This window comes from Streptomyces sp. NPDC101393 (assembly GCF_044767385.1).
Classification (GTDB): Bacteria; Actinomycetota; Actinomycetes; order Streptomycetales; family Streptomycetaceae; genus Streptomyces.
Window position 1 is genome coordinate 463491 of the sequence record NZ_JBIWNU010000002.1, and the last position, 15331, is coordinate 478821.

10 protein-coding genes and 1 pseudogene are annotated in these 15331 nt (G+C 70.1%); 2 read left to right on the forward strand and 9 right to left on the reverse strand.

Annotation, left to right across the window (positions count from 1 at the left end; all coding sequences use genetic code 11):
• Positions 1-4 precede the first annotated feature (4 nt).
• From ACIRQ7_RS07600 to ACIRQ7_RS07635, 8 genes are all read right to left on the reverse strand, one after another.
• Entirely contained in the window at positions 5-3205 is a 3201-nt protein-coding gene (locus ACIRQ7_RS07600) for a DUF4157 domain-containing protein (RefSeq protein WP_404260735.1), read from the reverse strand.
• A complete protein-coding gene (locus ACIRQ7_RS07605; RefSeq protein ID WP_404260736.1) occupies positions 3198-3497 on the reverse strand; it encodes a hypothetical protein in 300 nt (99 codons plus the stop codon). Before ACIRQ7_RS07605 ends, ACIRQ7_RS07600 begins: the two co-directional genes overlap by 8 nt.
• On the reverse strand, positions 3494-5722 hold the full coding sequence (locus tag ACIRQ7_RS07610) for an ATP-binding protein (protein WP_404260738.1): 2229 nt from the start codon (positions 5720-5722) through the stop codon (positions 3494-3496). The genes ACIRQ7_RS07605 and ACIRQ7_RS07610 overlap by 4 nt, the downstream gene beginning before the upstream one ends.
• Positions 5719-7677, reverse strand: a complete 1959-nt coding sequence (locus tag ACIRQ7_RS07615) for a Pvc16 family protein (protein WP_404260740.1) — start codon at positions 7675-7677, stop codon at positions 5719-5721. Before ACIRQ7_RS07615 ends, ACIRQ7_RS07610 begins: the two co-directional genes overlap by 4 nt.
• Before the next feature lie 8 nt (positions 7678-7685).
• On the reverse strand, positions 7686-8078 hold the full coding sequence (locus tag ACIRQ7_RS07620; protein WP_404260741.1) for a hypothetical protein: 393 nt from the start codon (positions 8076-8078) through the stop codon (positions 7686-7688).
• A 563-nt stretch (positions 8079-8641) separates the two neighbouring features.
• Positions 8642-9526, reverse strand: a complete 885-nt coding sequence (locus ACIRQ7_RS07625; protein WP_404260743.1) for a hypothetical protein — start codon at positions 9524-9526, stop codon at positions 8642-8644.
• 1 nt (position 9527) lies between these two features.
• On the reverse strand, positions 9528-10076 hold the full coding sequence (locus tag ACIRQ7_RS07630; RefSeq protein ID WP_404260744.1) for a phage tail protein: 549 nt from the start codon (positions 10074-10076) through the stop codon (positions 9528-9530).
• A gap of 101 nt (positions 10077-10177) precedes the next feature.
• Positions 10178-12508: a phage tail sheath family protein gene (locus ACIRQ7_RS07635; protein WP_404260745.1), complete on the reverse strand. Its 2331-nt coding sequence runs from the start codon at positions 12506-12508 to the stop codon at positions 10178-10180.
• A 442-nt stretch (positions 12509-12950) separates the two neighbouring features.
• Here ACIRQ7_RS07635 and ACIRQ7_RS07640 point away from each other — a divergent pair, with 442 nt between their 5' ends.
• On the forward strand, positions 12951-14240 hold the full coding sequence (locus ACIRQ7_RS07640; RefSeq protein ID WP_404260747.1) for a phytase: 1290 nt from the start codon (positions 12951-12953) through the stop codon (positions 14238-14240).
• Between the two features lie 145 nt (positions 14241-14385).
• Positions 14386-14781, forward strand: a pseudogene (locus tag ACIRQ7_RS07645) (aldo/keto reductase); the annotation flags it as partial.
• A gap of 62 nt (positions 14782-14843) precedes the next feature.
• On the opposite strand, the gene ACIRQ7_RS07650 reads toward ACIRQ7_RS07645, so the two are convergent.
• Complete coding sequence (locus ACIRQ7_RS07650; protein ID WP_404260748.1) at positions 14844-15215, reverse strand: VOC family protein; 372 nt, start codon at positions 15213-15215, stop codon at positions 14844-14846.
• Between the last annotated feature and the right edge of the window lie 116 nt (positions 15216-15331).

Sequence of the window (15331 nt, forward strand, 5' to 3'; positions counted from 1 at the left end):
GATGTCATTTCTCTTCGGGTGCGAAGTCCGTTCCTGACAACTTGCTGGGCAATCGCACCGGATAGGACAGCTGAGCCAGCGGAGACTTACCCGTATCCCTGACCACCTTGTCGTCCTTGTGCACGGCCGCTCCGTACTCGATGGTGATGAACCGCACGAAATCGGAGGGCTTCCTTACTTTCTCCGGGCCGCCACTCGCCCAGTAGCCGACGTTGGCCTGGAACCAGATCGCCGGGCGCGGACGCTTTCCGAGATGTCTGTGCAGGACCTCTTCATGTTCCAGATACATCGCCGAGTTGACCGTCTTGGGGATCGGCACCAGATTTTCCCGCGACCCGGGCCCACCGGACCTGCCGTGCAGGAGGTGGCCGCGGACCCAGTAGGAATGATTGAGACGTTCCCAACCGACCGGATCTTCGGATGGTGCCGCATAGCCCGTGCGGCGCAGCGGCGCCGCATCCACCACACCCGCCTTGCCGGCAGCGCCCCGGGAAGTGAACTTGAACACCAGAGGGATCCGCTTGATCGGTTTCCCCGGGCTCATCGCGCCGTCGATCTCCCAGCCTTCTTCCTTGTCCTCGACGGAGAGCGAGGTGAACCCGTACGTCTTCTTCCAGGTGGGGATCGCCCGATCAATCGCCTCTGGATCGATGCCCCGTCGGGTCATCGCCGCCACATCCGCCTCGACGCCCGCCACCCCCGCCTGCCACTTGGCGTCCTTCTCCTGCTCGTTCTGCTTCTCCGGTGGGGTGTCCTTCTTCGCTCCGAAGAGGCTCTTCGCCTTGGTGACGATCCAGGCGATGACCTTGTCGATGGCCTTGTCGACCCGCGCCTGGACGCCGGTGATGACCTTCTTCACCGCACCGCTGACATCGCCGAGGCCGATGAGCCGGGCGAGGAATCCGAGGATGACCGGGATGGTGCGCGCCATGGCGCGTTCGACGAAATCGGCTGCCTGGGCGAGTTTTCCGGCGGCGATACTGGCGATCGAGTCGGTGATCGCCTCGACCAGCGCCAGAATCTGTTTGATCCGCTCCACGAAGAAGGCAATGGTGTTGTACGTCGCGATGATCGCCTGGATCACCGCCCCCACGGGGTTGAGCATCGTGACCAGCTTCAGCAGGGCCGCGGTGACGATCTTGGTGACGGCCCAGTCCTTGATCCCGCCGATGACCAGGTCCCAGAGCGACCCGATCGCTTCGACGATGTGCTGCCACGCGGCCGCGGGCCCTTCGGTGGCCAGGATCCTCACGAACTCGAAGCCCCGCTCGAACATCGCGACGCGTTCTTCCCCCACGACCTTCACCAGCTTGCCGCGCATTTTCGCGTAGCTGATCCCCAGCACCTGAAGGACCACGGAGACGATTCCCTTGAGGTCCCAGACCTTGGGCAGCACCAGACCCGCCCCTTCCAGGCCGCCGACCAGCCATTCGATGAGACCGGTCTTCAGGTGCTGCCAGATATTCTTCCCGAATTGCCCGAACCCGGTCTTGATCGCCTGCATCAGATGGCCGACGAAGCGGACCGGGTCCTCGACGATCTTGTTGAACGCGTCACCGACCTTGCGGACGATCCGCACGATCTGCTCACCGATGGGTCCGGCCAGCATCATCGCGCCTTCGAAGATGAATTCCAGCACCTTCTTGCCCACCGCGGCGGCGAAGCTGATGACCCGTTTTGCGGGCGGCAGGAAGATGCCCGCGATCTTTTCGATCAGGGTGAGCGGGCGGAGCAGATCGATGACGGTGAAGGCGTCCCAGGCCTTGCCGAACAGCTCCTTGAGCTTCTCCCACGAGAGGTCCAGTTCGGCGATCTCGGCGTTCAGCCAGAGGAAGGTCTTCTCGATGGTCTTGGATTTCTCCAGATTCTCGTAGATCCGGTCGCCCCCATCGACCAGTTCGAGGACCGTCTTGATGAACTTCTTGGCCGTGCGCTCCACGACCTCCCCGGTGACCGGATCCCGTCCGAGAACGAACGTCAGCAGCGCATATCCGCGCTGTTCCTTCGCCCAGGCAGAGAGCTTACCGAGCAGCGTCTTCTTGACGGAGTCGATGATTTTCCCGGCGACCGTGCCGGCAAAGTCCGCCAGCCGTCGAAGAGTTGGCGCGAAGACCGCCCTGATCTTCTCCCACGCCGCGGACGGGTTGAGGAGGTCGGTGACGCCCAGGGCGTCCCACGCCTGCCGGAACAGCGCCTTGATGCCTTCCCAGGTGAGGTTGAGGTGCGCGACCTCACCGTCGAACCACTGCGAGACCTTCTCGATGGTCTTGTTCTTCTCCAGGTCCTCGAAGATCGCCATACCGTCCGGGTGCAGCTTGAGCGCGGCCCGCAGGAAATTGCGGGAATTGCGCTCGACCGCGACGTCCGTGAGGGGATTGCGGCCGAGCAGCACGGTGAGCAGCTCGTACGGCGGCAGCTTGGCCGCCCAGCCATCGAGCGTGCGCAGTACGGCGGCCTTGGGGTCGGACAGCCAGTCACGCTGGACGCGCGCTGCCACCGGCTTCTGCTGAACGGTGTGCGCCAGTTCGTGTGCGATCAGCCGGCGGCCTTTCTGACCTCCGGGCCGGTACTCCCCCGCGCCGAAGAAGATGTGGTCCCCGACGGTGAAGGCCCGAGCGCCCAGGGCATGTGCCGCCCCTGCGGCTTCGCCGCCGGTATGGGTCCGTACGGTGCCGAAGTCGTAGCCGAAGCGGGGTTCGAAGAAGGATCGGGTGGCGGTGTCCAGCGGCCGGCCGCCGCCGGCGGTGAGCGCCTGGATGCGCGATGCCATCCCCTGCGGGACGGTCTCCGGGCCCGCGGCGCCCGTCGACAGCCGCTGCAGCCGTCCGGGCTCGTCGTCCGACCCGGCGTCCGCGGAGTCCTGGTTGGTCCGGGACCCTTCGCCCGTCAGACGGCGTGCCGGCGGCGTCAGGAAGGTGGCGGGCGGGCGGACCTCGAGAGCGGCGGTGCCACCGGCCAGCACCGCGTCGGCGGTGCGTTCCGCTTCTCGCTCGTGCGGGTCGTCAACCGCCCCGACCAGCAACTGCGGTTGCAGTGCGAGGGCAGCCCCGAGACGGTGCGCCAAGGCTCGCGGACGCTCTCGGTCGTGGGGGGAGGCAGCGGCCGCGTCCGGCAGCCGGCGGGGTGCGTGGGGGACGGCGGACGGCGACGGGGCGCGGCTGACCAGCAGCCGGCCCCGCTTCCCGGTCTGCTCGCCGTCACCCATGGCCGGGCCCTCCCCCGATCGCACGGGCCACGCCCTCGCCGATGGCGTCCGCCACCGCCCGCGCTCCGCGGGTGACCGGCCGCGCCGGCAGCTGTACGGACGCGCGCGCGGTCCGGCCGGCCGGCAGCGGCATGCGCTGCGCTTCCCGGATGACGGCTGACTCCACCAGTACCCGCAGAGCGTGCGCGTCCAGCGCTCCGGCCTCCGCGCCGTGCACCCGCACACGGTCCACCTCCACGCGGTACGTCACCCGGTGCGCCGTCGGGTCCGGATGCCCCGTACCACCGCTCACGTCTGGGCCATCGCGTGATACTCACCGAACTCGGCGACTCTGATCGGCTTGGAGAGCTTGGTGTATTCGCGTCCCGCGGCACGCACCAGGTGCGGCATCCCGATGGGGGTGCCCTCCGCGGCGGCCAGGAACGCCGCGTTCACGGCGATGGTGCGGATGTTGCCACCGCTGAGCTCCAGCCTCGACAGATATCCGTACTCCACGCCGTCGAGTTCGACCTGTGCCGGGAAGGCGCCCTCCCAGATGCGGCGGCGGTCCTCCGCTGCCGGGAACGGGAAGTCGATCACGAAGCGGAGCCGACGGAGGAAGGCGTTGTCCAGGGCGGACCTGCGGTTGGTCGCGAGGACGGCGAGCCCCGCGTAGTCCTCCATCCGCTGCAGCAGGTAATCGATCTCGACATTGGCGTACCGGTCATGGCTGTCGCGCACTTCGGTCCGGGTCCCGAACAGCGCGTCCGCCTCGTCGAAGAACAGCAGCGCGCCGCTGCGTTCGGCGGCGTCGAAAACCCGCCGGAGGTTTTTCTCCGTCTCCCCGATGTATTTGTTCACCACCGAGGCGAGATCGACGCGGTAGAGATCGAGTTCCAGGTGACCGGCGAGGATTTCGGCGGCCATGGTCTTGCCGGTGCCGCTGGGCCCGGCGAACAGCGCGGTGATGCCACGTCCCCGCCCGAGCCGGGCACCGAACCCCCAGCCCTCGTAGACCTGGCCGCGCCCCGCCACCTGACCGGCCAGTTCGCGTAGTTGGTCGCGCAGCCCCGGGGGGACGACGATGTCGTCCCAGCCGTGGCAGGGAGTGATCAGCTGGGCGAGTTCGGCGAGGGCGGCGCTGCTCACCTCCCGGCAGCAGCGCTGCAGTTCGCGCCCCGTGATACCGAGCGCCGGGTCGTCGACACGCCGCTCGGCGCGGGCCACCGCCGCCGAGATGGCTTCCGGGCCGAGAGTGAACTGCTGGACGAGGGCCTCCAGTTCACCGTTGATCCGGGTGGCGTGCGGGCCGAGGGCGGCCCGCCACAGCGCGAGCTGTTCGGTGCGGGTGGGGAGCGGCACCCGGACGATGTCCAGCTGCGCCGGCCCGGCAGGGGCGCCCGGCCAGGGCTGCGGGCCGGCCACGAACAGTGTGGCGCAGACGGACTCGATCAGCCGGTCCACCACAGCCGCGGCCGGGCTTCCCGGCTCCAGGTCGGCGACGTCGATGAAGAAGGCGCAGCCGCTCAGCAGGGCCTCCCTCCCGAGCAGGGCGAGCACCGTCTCGTGCTGCTCCGGCGGGCAGGCCGCCAGTCTCGCCGGCTCCAGGGCGAACAGCGGCAGGCCGAGAGCGGCACAGGCATGTGCGGCCGCGTCCCGGGCGCCGCCGTCGGCCGGTCCGACGAGGTTGACCGTCGACCAGCGGCTCGGCTCCGCCGTGATCAGCGCCACCACCTGTTCCGCGATCCGTTCCGCGCCCGCTCCCGGAAGTGCCGCCGGCACCTGCGTGAGCAGCGGAAGCAGACCGGCGTCCGGGCGGTTCACTCCCCGTAGGTAGTCGCAGACGCGTTCGTCCACGCCCAGGCGGCGGCTGAGCACCGGCCGGGCCCCGTCGTCGTGCTCATCGTCGAGCAGGAGCAGCCGCAGGGCGCGGAGCGGGTGCCCCGGCATCAAGCAGTCAGCTGCCAGCAGCCGTTCCGTCGGCTCACCGAGGAAGACGCCGAGCGCCAGGTGCAGCGTGGCGTGGGACTGCCGGTCGTCGCCGTGGAGTTCGGCGTAGGCGCGGGCGAAGGCGGCATCGAGGGCGGGCGCGGCCGCCAGAAGCAACAACTCCTCCTCGAAGACGGATAGTTGGGCGGATTCGGTGAGCGAGCGGAGTGCGGGCGGCTGGCTGCGCGCGGACATCAGATCTTCCAGCTCCGCCAGCTGCGCCACGAGTGTGGCGGAGAGGTCGTCGATCGCCTGGGCGGTGGCGTCGCCGGAGAGGAAGTCGCGTTCCGCCTCCCCGTCCTCGCCTGCCAGCAGCCAGTCCGCGGCGCGGGTTCCGGTCGGCAGGGGGCGGTTGAGCCAGAGCGCGCGCCGGTTGAGCCGCAGCCGCAGGAGCTCCAGGCGCAGTTCCAGCCATTGGGCGTTCTGCCGGCGCCACTGCGGGTACCCGTCCTCCGGAGAGTGCCCTTCGCCGTTCTGCGGGCCCGTAGGCGTCGGTGCGCCGGCAGCCTGCGTCCGGCCCGGCTCCTGTGTCACGCTGTGCGCCGTCATCGGGGCAGCTCCACGAACGCCTCGTCGGTGCTCTCGGCACCGTTGGCCCTGACCCGTACGGCGAAGCGTGCGTGGAGCTGGAGTTCCGCCACGGTGGTGTCGTCGCCGGGTGCGGCGCTGAAGGTGACTCTTCCGGCAGCTCCGGGAATCACCAGCAACCGGGATCCGGATGTCCCGACCAGCGCGTGTGCGTACTCCCGGGCGGCCGAGGCGGCATTGATCGCGCTCCGCAGCGCGTCCGCGAGGGCAGCCAGGGGCGCGACCCGGGGGACGGGCACCGTCACGGCGGGCCGCACGCCGACGGACAGCCGCAGCATGGGCTCCCGTGCCGACAGCGAGACCGTCTCGCCCAGGACGCCGGAGAGGTACCCAGAGGCGGCGCCGGGCGGCTGGGGGTCCGTCAGCCCGAGGTCCGCAGCGAGCGTGGACGTTGCGGGAGAGGTGAGGGCAAGACTCTCGGTGGGCCGGCCGGCGACCACCACCAGCCGGTCGCCCCACAGGTCCACCCGGGTCCCGGTGAAGCTCCGGTCGTCCGGGGCCGCGTCGTGGACCATCGCCGCCAGGGTGCCCGCGAGTTCGCCGAGCGGGAGCTGCGACAGGATGTCCCGGGTCACCTGGTGGGTGACGCTGCCGATGGACACGTCGAGGGTCCGCCCGTCGCTGCCGAGCGGCACCGGGTCGGCGAGCGGCGCCGATACGAGGACGTGCGCGCCGCGGAGGGGGAGGGTGTCAGGTACCGGCACAACGATCCGTTCGGGGGTGGCACTGAGGTAGGCGGAGCGCGGGACCGTGCTGCGTCCGATCACCGTCTCCCCACCCGGCCCCGGGGCGATCAGCCGGCTGCCCTCGACGGTGACGGTCCGCGGCGGACCCGCGCCGTAGGCCAGGGCTGTGGGGTTCACTGCCGGTACCACCATCACCACTGCCTCATTCGAACTGAGCGTGCTCTGCGGAACGACCGGATCGCCCACCACCACCCGGACCGTGCACACGCCGGGTTGCAGCTGCAGCTGCTCCGGAATCGACGCGCCGTCGGGCAGCGCCGTGGCCGGCACCACCACCTCCACCCGCCCGCTCCCGACCCGGGACGCGGGCACCCGTAGGTCCCCGAACGCCACTGCGGTCGCGGGAGCCGCCAACCCGCTGCCGCGCAGGACCAAGGTGTCGCCGATCCGCACATACGGGTACGGCTGCTCGGTGCTCTCGCCCGCGCGGCGTACCGCGACGTCGGTGACTGTGGGCGTCTGCACGCTGATGACGTGCACCGCGGGACCGGCCGCCGGCGGGTCGTCCGGCAGCGGCCCGGTGACGGCGGACACCGGACGTCCCACGGCCCGCGGGACGGGTGTGACCCGCCGGCCGGCGATCTGCACCACATTCACCACGAAGGCCGCCGACAGCCGGAAGCGCAGCGCGAGCGCGGTCCAGACCTTGGAGATGTCCTCCAGCGACAGCAGCTCGAACCGTGGTCGCAGATACTCGAATTCGTCCCGCAGACTGGCATGCAGCACCGTCCTGCCGCTGGGAGCCCGCACGGTGGTGAGGTCTTCGGTGATCACGGGGGTGTCGTGAAGTACCCGCATCGCGCTGCCGAGGAGGAAGTGCGCCTTGGTGTCGTCGAAGAGCGGTACGGCGGACCCGGTGTCGGACAGCTCGTCGTTGCCGTAGGCGGTGATGAGGTAGTGCAGGTTGAGGCTCAGCGGCGGCTTCCCGTAGGCGGCGGGCGAGCCGCGTCCGGGGATGTCCTGGTTGCGCAGATGGCCGTTCTCCGCGACACGGTAGAGAAAGAGACTGACCCGCGGCTGCTCGCAGCGGGGATCGGTGTCCTTGGCCGAGAAGACGGGCGAACTGATGGTGACCGGCACGGTCTTGACCCCGTCCGGCAGCTCCATACGGTCCTCCAGCAGCGTCTTCAGCGTGGCGCTGACCCCGCCGATTCCGCGGAAGTCGCTCATGCGGTCGCTCACCGCCCCCAGGGCGCGTAGCTGCGCAGCCCGACGAAATCCTCGAACCCGGCGGACGAGCCGGCGGCCGGCCGGTCCCCCAGCGGCTCGGGTGCTGTGGGCGCCGGCCCGGGAGCCTCGGCGGGCGGGGTGCCGTGGATCTCGATGGCGCCGATGTGCACCTGCACCACACGCTCCGGCGGCGCCGCGGAACGGACCGCCGGGGGCAGGGCCGCGGCGGACGCTGCCGGTTCGTTCACCGCCAGCGGCAGGGTGGCCGCATCGCCACGGTGGCCGCCTGGTGACGGCGAGGTCTCCTGCGGATCCCTACGGGCATCGGCCCGGGCATCGGCCCGGAACGCGGCTCGGACGTCGGGCGTGGGAAGCGGCAGGGTGGGGCCGACGATCGGCACGGACGAGGGGTGCGGGGCGGCCGTCGGAGTCTCCTTACCCGAACCCGCGCCTGGTTCCGGTTTTGGAGGCGGCGTCCCGGCGGGGGCCGACGACACGGACGGCGGCATCGGCGTGGCCGCCGCGGCGGCGACCGTAGGGGTGGGCTCCGCCGGGGCCTGCGGAGTCACCGTCGGTTGCGGAATTCCGGGCGCCGGGGCACGGAAGGGGGCCGGAGCTGCCGTCGTGGGCGAGCGCCGGACGACCGGGCCGGGGCCCACGGCGATCGGGTGCGCGGGCCCCGTCCTCACCGTGGGCGGATTTTTCAGCGGAGCCGCCTCGTGCGGTGGGTGCTGCATGTGCGGTGTCCCCGCCGCCTGCTGCTCCCGTTCGGACATCCAGCGCGGCGGCGCGGTCTCACCGGTCGCTCCCCTGCTCCCGGCAGCACTCGCCTTTCCCGCGACTTCCGTCACAGCCTCGTCCCCGGTCCCGGCGCTGTCCGACGGCACGCTGTCGGAGTACGCCGGTCGGGCCGCGACCGGCGCCAGTCCGGCGCCGCGGTGCGCCAGGTTGGTGAGGAAGTCACTCATCGTCCCGCCGCCCTCGCCGCTTCCGCCGCCACCAGTTCCAGGTACTGCGCCCGCCGGCTGGGCGGCAGCCGCAGGATGTCGGCCTCGCTCCAGTGGTAGTGGAGGGCGAGCGTATGGACCTCGTGCAGCAACCGGGCGGCGCGCTGGGCGAGTTCGCCGAGGAAGAAGGCGGCCGTGTCGAACATGGTGGTGGCTTCCGCACCGCACGAAGGACAGGTCAGTTCCAGCTCCAGCTCCGCCTGCGGGTCCTGCTCGGCCATGGCGGCGGACAGCGCCGTGACCACCTCTGCGGGGAGCCGCTGCATTTCGACGGGCACGCCGTCCGCCGCGGCGCGCAGTACGCAGCGGAACAGGAAGGCTTCGGCGCCCGCCCCCGGGTCGCGATGTGCCGCGGCCGCGGCGGCGTCGAGGTCGGCGGCGGTGGGCAGCCGGAAGACCACGTCGTACCGGACGCCCGCCTGGTGCACCGTCAGCTCATGGCGGTGGCGCACGTCGTCATAGGCCGGCACCAGCAGGTCGCTCACGCGCAGGACGAGGTCCATCGGCTCACCGCAATCCGCCGCGGGGCACCGCACCACACACTGCACGGTTTCACCGAGGGTGAGGCGACGCAGGTGGAGCAGCAGTGCCTCGCGGTCGCCCACGGTCAATACGGGGACGATCCGCTCCCCGTCGGGGAGGCAGCGGGCGAGCAGGGCCGTGGCGCGCTCGCACGGCAGGGCGGTGTCGGCGGCGTCGAGGAGGAACACCTCGTCCGCACCACCCACCGGCCGTAGCTCGAACTCGCGCACCGGTACCGGGGAGGCACCCGCCGGCCGGTCGTCGGGCCACACCCCGCCCGGGACGCCGACGCGGGTGGCGCCGGGTGCCGGGTGCGGCATCTCAGGCTCCCGCACCGTCGAATTGCGGCTCGCTGGGCTCCGTCACGCTCAGATCGCGTTCCCATCCCTCGTGCTCGATCTTGATCGACTGGATGAGTACCGCGTTGGCATTGGCGTCCAGATCCGCCTGCGCGGTGAACTCCGACACCCACGCCCGGTAGACCTTGTAGGAGACGGCCTTCTGGCCCGCCTCGTTGAACAGATCGATGGTGAGGTTGCGGCGGAAGTCACGCAACGAGACTTCCTTCTCGCGCTGCTCGGCGGCGGCCTGCGCGTTGGCGAAATTCCAGACCTTGTTCGCCCATGCCTCGAATTCGGGGTCATGGGTGACGCCGCGCTCCATGGTGATCGGCTCGTATTTGGTACGGCCCGGAGACTTGTGGCTGCTACTGGGGTCGCCGCCCTCGCGATGCTCGACCACCTCGGTGGTGCGCTTGAGCGCGGTCACCTTGCTCACCCCCGCGACATAGCCATTGGCCCCCCACTTGACCCTGAATTTGAAGTTCCGATACGGGTCGAAGCGGGTCGGGTTCACCGTGAACTTGGCCATGGGTGGCTGCTCCTGCGGTCGGGCGGGCGTATTCGGGCGGGCGCGTGACGGGTGGCGGGCGTCTCCGGTACCGGGGATGGCCGTCATGACGGTCGTGACCGTCAGGTCTGGATGGCGCCGGCGATCTGCTGGATCTTGATGATCACGAACTCGGCGGGCTTGAGCGGTGCGAACCCGACCACGACGTTCATCCGGCCCAGATCGATGTCGTTCTGGGTGGTGGTCTCCTTGTCGCACTTCACGAAATACGCCTCGCGCGGGGTCCGTCCCTGGAAGGCACCCTGCGCGAACAGGGTGTGCATGAACGCACCGAGATTGAGCCGGATCTGCGACCACAGCGGCTCGTCGTTGGGCTCGAACACCGCCCACTGCGTGCCCCGGTAGAGGCTCTCCTCCAGGAACAGCGCCAGCCGCCGGACCGGGACGTACTTGTACTCGTCCGCTTGCACATCCGCGCCGCGCGAGGTGCGCGCGCCCCAGCTGATCGTGCCGTACACCGGGAAGGTGCGCAGGCAGTTGAGGCCCATGGGGTTGAGGACCCCGTTCTCCTTGTCGGTGAGAGTGAGGGCGAGCCCCGTGGCGCCGGCCAGGGTTGCCGACGTCCCGGCCGGCGCCTTCCAGACGCCCCGCTCGCTGTCGGTACGCGCGTACAGCCCGGCGATCGCCCCTGCCGCGGGGAAGCCGCGCACGACGCCGTTCATCATGGGGTCGGGAGCTCGCAGCCGCGGGAAATACAGGCCGGCGTTACGGCTGCGCAGCGGGTCTGCGTTCGTCCGCATCCACTTCTCCGCCTGCGCGAAGGTGGTGAGCGTCTCCGGAGCATCGATGATCATGAAGGCGCGGCGGCGGGTGCAGTAGGCGATCGCCTCCGTGAGGACCGAGGTCGCCGAGGTCTCGGGGATCACCAGCAGATTGAACAGGTCCACGCCTTCCAGCGCGTAGATGCCCGTCTTCTCCAGCTCTTTGCCCACCAACTCGCCGGGGCCCGGCTTGACGCCGTCGTTTCCGGCCGGCCCGGTGTTCTGCTGTGCCTTGACGGTGGCTCCGATGCCCGGCGCGTAGCGGGCGACGTTGACCTTGTCGTCGCCCACCAGTCCCAGCAGTGTCGCCGCAGCTTCTGCCGGACTGGCGGCGTCAAGGAAACCGAGCAAGGCGTGCGGGTCCGTCGGGCCCGCCACCACACGCAGATTCCCACCGACAAGGGAGACCGCCGCTTCCCCCAACACCGGGTTACCGGAGCTGCGCAACGCCGCGCGCAGGAGTTCGGCGGCGTCGTCCACGTCGGTCGGCGCGGGCACGCTGCCACCGCTCGCGGCGGGATGTCCCCACACGGTCAGCTCCGCGCGGCCGGTGAGCTGCCCCGCACCGTTGCGGATCTCGACAACCATCTCGCCCTTTGCCGGCAGGCCGACGAATACCGGAGCGCTGCCGACCGTACCCGTCTGAGCGGGGCGGAAGGCCGCGGTCGCGTCGCGCTCGGCGCCGCCGTTGGCGACACCCAGCTTGAGCGCGGTCGCGGCGTTGCGCTCGCCGCCCGCCAGAAAGACCACCGAGGAGCGCCTGAGGTCCGCGGTCGACAGGGAGCGGACGGTGAGGGCGTCAGCGTCGTCCACGCGCTCCACCTTCACCGCGCCCGTCCCCACCTGACTGTCCATCAACTCCTGCAGGGTTTCTGCCAATTCGTCCAGCGCCTCCGGCAGGGTGGCGGCCGCCACCGCCCCGAGAGTCACCCCAAAAGGCCCCCGCCCGTCGAGAAGGAAGGTCAGTCTGTCCCTCTGGTCTGCCCCGGGGCCGATCTCCTTGAGGTCGTCCATGACCAGCGTGCCACTGACGCTCTCCCCTCTTTGGTCGGTGATCGTGAAGTCCGTCCGCGCAACCGTGATCAGCTGAGATCCGGCGTTGACGATGTCGATCACATAGCCGGGGCCGAGGCTGTTCTGCGACAGATTGCGGAAGACCTCGGTACGCCCCGGCACCTTCTGGCCGTCACGGTCGAGCAGTTCCGTCACCGTGAGGTTGAACAGGTTGTCCGGATTGGCGGTGGCGTAGTCCACGTCGAGCCGCAGGTCGTTTCCCCACGCCCCGGCGCCGGCGGCGGCCACCTTGAGGACTGCTTCCGGGTGGACCGCGACGTTGTTGAGCAGGGTGACGCCCGCGGCGGTCGCACCCCTTGCGACGCGGACGACGTACGCCTCGTTGCCGCCGTTCTGGAAGAAATGCTTGACCGCGTAGCTGAGGTCGCTTTCCACATCCAGGTCGCCGAAGGCCCGCTCGAAATCAGCGAAGCTGAAGAGATGCACCGGCTCGTTGACCGCCCCGCGGGGCGTATATCCGACGAATGCGGTGACCGAGGTGCTCACGCCGGTCAGCGTGTGCACCCCGCTCGGGATCTCCTCGATGTATACGCCCGGATAGGTGGGTGAGACCGGCATCGCGCCTCCTGGATCGGTGAATACCGAGTTCGGATCGCGACCCCCGAAGTGCCGCGCTGCGGGCCACTGTTCTCTGAATGAAGAAATCCGGCAAGGCTGCATTGAGGTGAAATTTATTAACACTTTTCACCCACGCAATAGCGCACACGCCAACGGGCCGAGCTCCTGCATACCGCCGCGGGCGTCGGTCCCCCTGCGCTGCGGACGCAGGCATGCGGATGCGCCCAGGACTCGTCCGGCAGGAGGCGACGGAGCGGACGGGGGACAGCCGCTCAGTGGGCGGCGGGCTATGAGGGAAGACTCCGAGTCCGGCACGAGCCCCCGTCCCACAGCACCGAGTTGTTCCCTCACGTTCACCCGGGGCTCGCTCGCGCCCCCTTCCTTGCTTGCGGCGGCATCGCATGATGGCTTTGCCATGTTCCCGACATGAAGGAGCCGTCGCATGGTCAACCCCCGGATGTCCGCCGTGGTCCTTGCCGCGGCCGTCGCCGTGCTCGCCATGACGACCGCGCCCCTGCAGGCAGCCACCCCTCTGCCCGGCGTCACACCGCGCGTCGAGACCGCCGCCCTGCACGACGACGAGGCCGGCGGCAACGCGGACGCCGACGATCCGGCGATCTGGCGCGACGCAGCCGATCCCGACCGCAGCCTGGTCATCGCCACGGCCAAGCAGGGCGGCCTGCGCGTGTACGACCTCGACGCCCAGGAAGTGCAGTCGGTTCCGGCGCCTGCCGCGCCCGGTCCGGATGACGCCCCGGGCCGGTTCAACAACGTCGACCTGCTGCACGGCCTGCGGCTCGGGTCCGACCGCGCCAACCTGGCCGTGACGACCGACCGGGGCAGCGACCGGCTGCGCGTCTACCGCATCGACCGGCACCGGGCCGGCGGCCCGCTCACCGATGTGACCGACCCGAAGGCACCCGCGGTCTTCTCCTCCTCGCAGGGCGAGGTCAACGAACAGCGCACCGCCTACGGTCTGGCGACCTGGACCGACCAGGACTCCGGCCGCGCCTTCGCCCTGGTCAGTCAGCGCGAACGCACGCGTCTCGCGCTCCTGGAGCTGACGGCCGGCCCGGACGGCACCGTCGGCTACGCGAAGGTCCGCGCGCTGGACCTGCCCGCGACGTTCCGTCTGCCGAACGGCACGTCCTGGTCGCCCTGCGCCGAACCCGGCGAACTCCCGCAGGTCGAGGGCATGGTGGTGGACCCGGCGAACGGCACGCTGTACGCCGGCCAGGAGGACGTCGGTATCTGGCGGCTGCGCGCCGACCTCACCGGCACCCCGAAGCTGATCGACAAGGTCCGCGAGTACGGCGTGCCCGGCACGTACGACGAGACGAGCGAGGAGTGCGTCGCGGGCGCCGACCCGGGCTTCGGCGGCACACATCTCAGCGCGGACGTCGAGGGCCTGACCCTGGTCAGCGAGGACGACGGTGACGGCCGGCTGCTCGCCTCCAGCCAGGGTGACAACACCTTCGCCGCCTACGACCGCGAGGTCTCCGACGCCAACGAGTACGAGGGCGGCTTCCGCATCCCGGCCGCCGCCGCACCCCTCGACGGCTCCGAGGAGTGTGACGGCGCCGCGGCCCTCAACGCACCGCTGGGCCGCCGCTACCCGCACGGCCTGCTCGTCGTCCAGGACGGGCACGACGCTCCGGGCGACCAACAACGCCCCTCCACCAACTTCAAGTTCGTGGGCCTGAGGGCCGTCACCGACGCCCTCGACGACTGACAGCAAGGAAGGACGACACACCGGCCACGGACCTGACTCCCCTGCCGGCGCGCCCCGCCGTCCTCGGCTCACACCAGACGGCTCATTGGGCTCGGGGGGCCGGCCTGCGTGCTTACGTCGCTCCGGGAGCGGCCCTTCCGGATGCGACGTCACGCCCGCGGTCCATCAGATCGAGACCCACCCGTTCTTCCAGCGCTCCGCCGACCACGAGGTCATGCGCGAGCACGGGGTCCAGCTTCAGTCGTGGGGCGGATTCGCCGAAGGGCGCAACAACCTCTTCACGCACCCGCTGCTGAGCGAGATCGGCGAGAAGCACGGCAAGTCCGTGGCACAGGTCGCGCTGCGCTGGCTGATCCAGCGCGGCATCGTCGCGATCCCCAAGTCGGTCCGCGCGGAGCGTATGGCGGAGAACATCGACGTCTTCGAGTTCGAGTTCACCGACGAGCAGATGGCATCCATCGCCACCCTGGACACCGAATCGTCGCTGTTCTTCGACCACCGCGACCCGGAGATCGTCACCTGGCTCGGCAAGCGGCGGATGAAGGACCGACCCGGCACGCGGAGGCCCTCCGGACCACGACTCCTGTGCGGGTCCCGCCCCCGTCAGCCGTGAGCGGTGTCGATGACGCAGAACCGGTTGCCCTCGGGATCGGCGAGCACGACGAAGTCGGCGTCGTCCGGATAGGAGTCCCAGTCGACGCGTGCGGCGCCCAGGGAAATGAGGCGTGCCACCTCGGCTTCCTGGTCGGCGGCGTCGCCGGCATAGAGGTCGAGATGGATTCTCGGGTGGTCCTGCACGGGCGTCGCACTGAGGCCGAGGGCCAGTGCGGCACCGGAGCCCTCGGCCGGCACCAGGACCACCCAGTCGTCCTCCACTTCACCGTCGCGAGGTACGTAGCCCAGTGCCCGAGTCCAGAACTCCGCGGCCCGCCGCACATCGGCGGCCCCCATCACGATCGTCCCGATGCTCAGCATCCGCCGATTCTGGCAGACACCGACGTACCCCACGGCATGACCCGCCTCCGGTGTAGCGGTCCGGTCATCGCCTCGGCCGCCCCCTTGCCCGCGGTCCCTCCCGCCGGTCCGCGGTG